Raw genomic sequence first — 3,235 nt, forward strand, 5'->3', positions numbered from 1 at the left:
GCCATCGCCGCCCGCTGGAGATACATCAGGTGCTGTTCGACGTGCTGCTGGAACACCATTTCCAGCACACCGCCGGAGGCGGCGTTGGCTTCCTCGTATTCAACCGTTAACCTCCACTGGTTGTGGAGCCTGATGTGCACAATGTGGTCGTCGTAATCCACCACCGGGACCTGCGCGGCGTTCATCATCGCCTTGTTCTCGCGCTGCGCCTTGGCGACGTGCAGCTTCTCGTCCTCGTTGCCGAACTCCCAGTGGCCCATCTCAAGCAACTCGAACACCTTGGCCCGGCCTTCCTTGGACAGGCCGCCAGTCTCCGGGTCATTGAACAGCCCGGAGGCAAGCAGGTCGAAGACCATCTGCCGCCGCACCGCCGGGGACTCGCTGACCAGGGCGCTGGTCTCAATCACCACGTCGTCACTGCGGATGTGGCTACGGTCCCACTGCAGCACCTCGATGGTGTTCTGGGTGCCGACGTTGCGGATAATCCGCGGGATGGTGGCAAACTGCCGGTACAGTCTCAGCCACTGCTTGCCCGCCTCGATAAACCCGGCCTCGATGTTGACCATGGTGTGGCTCAACCGAGTGTCGTCCTGTTCAAGCGCTATGTCCAGGGCCACGCCGGACTTCACGCCGGACGGGGCTTGACTGTGACGCGCTATCTCGGACACGCCGCTGATGATGGTGAACTCGTTGAGCAGCGTCGCTTCCTCGGTCTCGAAAGCCGGCGGCAGAGGCGGGTTCTGGATGTACTGCGGGGGATGCCCGTTGGCTTTCACCACGCAGACCCAGCCGGGCATACCGGCGTTGTTCTCCAGGTCGTCCAGGTCAACGGCGTTCTCGTACACCCACATCTGCCCGATGGCGCACCTGTTCAGGTACTCGGCCTTGCGGTTGCGCAGGGCGTTGTAACGCCGCTGGATCGGGATAAGGCGCTCGATTATGCTCCGGCCCCAGAAGCAGCCCGGGCGCATGATGCTGACAATCTTCACGAACGGCATGGCCGGCTGCCCTTCCGGCCCGACCATGAACGGCAGCGGACCGGCGTACAGGAGCTTCCTGCCGGCCACGATAATAAGTCTGCCTTCCGGGTACCGCAGTGAAGGTTTTTCCCAGTACTCCTTGACCACCGCGTAATTCTCCCGGCTTTTAACGGTGGTGCGGTACCCGCCGCGCCCGTACCCCAGGCCGCCCAGTCCCAGGGCCGTGGCCTCCAGTTCCCAGGAGTCCACCGGTTCGGGGTCCACCAGGACGCCGTACATCTCGTAGATCTCGTCCACCGGGTAGGCCCGGGCGTGGATAATGCTGCGGCAGTGGTCAACGGTCGGGTGCCAGCAGGAATCCGGGTAGATCTCGTAAGGCGGTATAACAAGGGCCTGGACATCTCCCTCGTACACCGGGACGATGGTGGCCGCAACGACGTGGTCATCCTGCTGCTCCACCAGGGTCTGCGTCTCGGTTTCCCTGGCAGCCCTGTCCACTTCCATGCTCACGTCGCGGCCCAGGGTTTCCGCGCCCTCGTGCTGCATCTGGTCCTCGACCGTTTCCTCGTTCTGGAGCTGTTCTTTGATAGCCCCCCTGACCGCCGCCCTGCCGATGAGCCGCCCGCCTTTCGGGTCCCACACGTTTTTCAGGAAGACGGTGCCGCACGTCTCCAGCCAGGTGAGGAGTTCCTGCCGGTGCTCGCGGTCAAGCTGTTCGTTGAGTACCTGCTGCATGAGGCGGGTGCATATCTTGGCCGAGGCAAGGTCTCCCGGTTCCTCCGTAGCAGGCCGCGCCTTCAGGGTGGGCTGTGCCCGCATCAGCCGGGCAATGCGGGTCTCGACGATCGGCGCGGTGTGGTTGAAGACCTCGCGCTCCTGCCAGACGGCCATCTTCGGGATCGGGAGCAGCTCCCCGGTGTGCGGGTCCAGGTCGATGTAGTGGTTGCCGTCCAGGAAGGCCAGGTTCAGCCGCCACTGCAACTCGAACGGCCTGCGCTCGTTCTGCCTGCGCTTGAACTCGTCCTCGACAAGCTGCACCAGGTCGTCCTGGTAACCGAAGTCCCTGGGCCTCACCCGTGCCACAATCCGCCCGATGCCGCTCCTGATTGTCTGCTTCACCGATTCGAGTACGGACATTTACTCCTCATCCTCCCGGCGCTCGTCCGGCAGCTTAATGAAACTCCTTCCCCTCGGCGGTTCCTGCTTCTGCCCGCACAGCGCGGTAAACTCCGCCAGGTCCCGTGCCATCAGGCGGGAGTAGAGTTCCCGGCGTTCCAGCTCGTGCCGGTACTCCCGCCAGGCAATGTATGTAAACGCGGTTACAACAAGGGCCGCGGTTCCCATCAGGGTTTCCCAAACGTCATAGCTAAGCATTGTGCTGGTACCTCACATGGGCTGCAAGTTTCTGGCTGCTCTCGAACCCCGCCCCACATACCCGGCAGGTATAGACCACCCCTCCGGGCTCCGCAGGAGGTTCCATTTTTAGTTCCAGTTCCGGCTCCGGCTCCGGCTCCGGTTCCTGGATCAGCCCGTGCTGCTTCAGGCCGTCGATAACGGCGGATATACAGTCGTCGCATAACTTGGCCACGATGAAGTGGTTGCGGTACTCGCCGATGAACCACTTTGCTGGCCTGTGGCAGGCGTACCCGTCGCAGGGGATGTCAAACCCGCACGGGAAAACACTGACAGCCATCCTCAAACCCCCTTTGTCTTTATCCTGGGCAGCCTGACCGCCGGCAGGCCGACCTTCGCCTTCTTCACCCGGGGAACGGAAATTTTCTTCGGTTTTTTCACCCTGGGGACACGCGCCATATCGGTCAACTCCTTTCCCTACATCATCAGCGCGCGCTTCATGAAGTCCCTGTTCCTGCGGGACAGCCGCTCCTTGTCAAGCTGGATGAGCGTCTTGGGCTTCGGCGGTTCCTTGGAGCGCTCCGCGTGCCAGGCGCAGAGGCCATACGTCAGCGCGTCGTAGTAGTGGTCAATGCTACACTCCCTGACCTGCTCCGGCCTGTTCGGGTCGGACACCAGCTGCGGCAGGGTCTCTACCAGCAGGGTACAGGTGCTGAATATCTTCAGCCTGGCCGTCACGAGGCCGGTATTCTCATCGACGTAAGGCTTCAGGTACTCGTGCAGCGTGGCGGCCCTGGTCTGCCGGCTTCCCTGGCCGTGCACCGGCTGGATGAACCCCCAGGGAATGCCGCCTTCGCGGTAATAGTCCACGATGGACTTGCCGGTTTCCGGGTGCCGGTTGA

General features: G+C 62.6%; 4 protein-coding genes. All 4 read right to left on the reverse strand.

What is annotated here, in order from left to right; translation table 11 throughout:
* The coding region (locus ACPLUI_RS12985) for a portal protein (RefSeq protein ID WP_424660675.1) at nt 1–2,117 on the reverse strand (2,117 nt) is incomplete at its 3' end.
* Nucleotides 2,118–2,354, reverse strand: coding sequence for a hypothetical protein (locus ACPLUI_RS12990; protein WP_424660676.1), 237 nt, complete (start codon nt 2,352–2,354; stop codon nt 2,118–2,120).
* The gene (locus ACPLUI_RS12995; protein ID WP_424660677.1) at nt 2,347–2,673 is read right to left on the reverse strand and encodes a hypothetical protein; all 327 of its coding nucleotides are present in this window, start codon (nt 2,671–2,673) and stop codon (nt 2,347–2,349) included. The genes ACPLUI_RS12990 and ACPLUI_RS12995 overlap by 8 nt, the downstream gene beginning before the upstream one ends.
* A gap of 137 nt (nt 2,674–2,810) precedes the next feature.
* The coding region (locus ACPLUI_RS13000; RefSeq protein WP_424660678.1) for a hypothetical protein at nt 2,811–3,235 on the reverse strand (425 nt) is incomplete at its 5' end.

It is taken from the genome of Desulfofundulus sp. (assembly GCF_049701015.1).
Lineage (GTDB): Bacteria > Bacillota > Desulfotomaculia > Desulfotomaculales > Desulfovirgulaceae > Desulfofundulus.

What these genes read in the sequence shown, in the direction of transcription:
- ACPLUI_RS12990 (WP_424660676.1), bottom strand. Translation starts at nt 2,354, where the DNA reads ATGCTTAGCTATGACGTTTGGGAAACCCTGATGGGAACCGCGGCCCTT.
- ACPLUI_RS12995 (WP_424660677.1), bottom strand. Translation starts at nt 2,673, where the DNA reads ATGGCTGTCAGTGTTTTCCCGTGCGGGTTTGACATCCCCTGCGACGGG.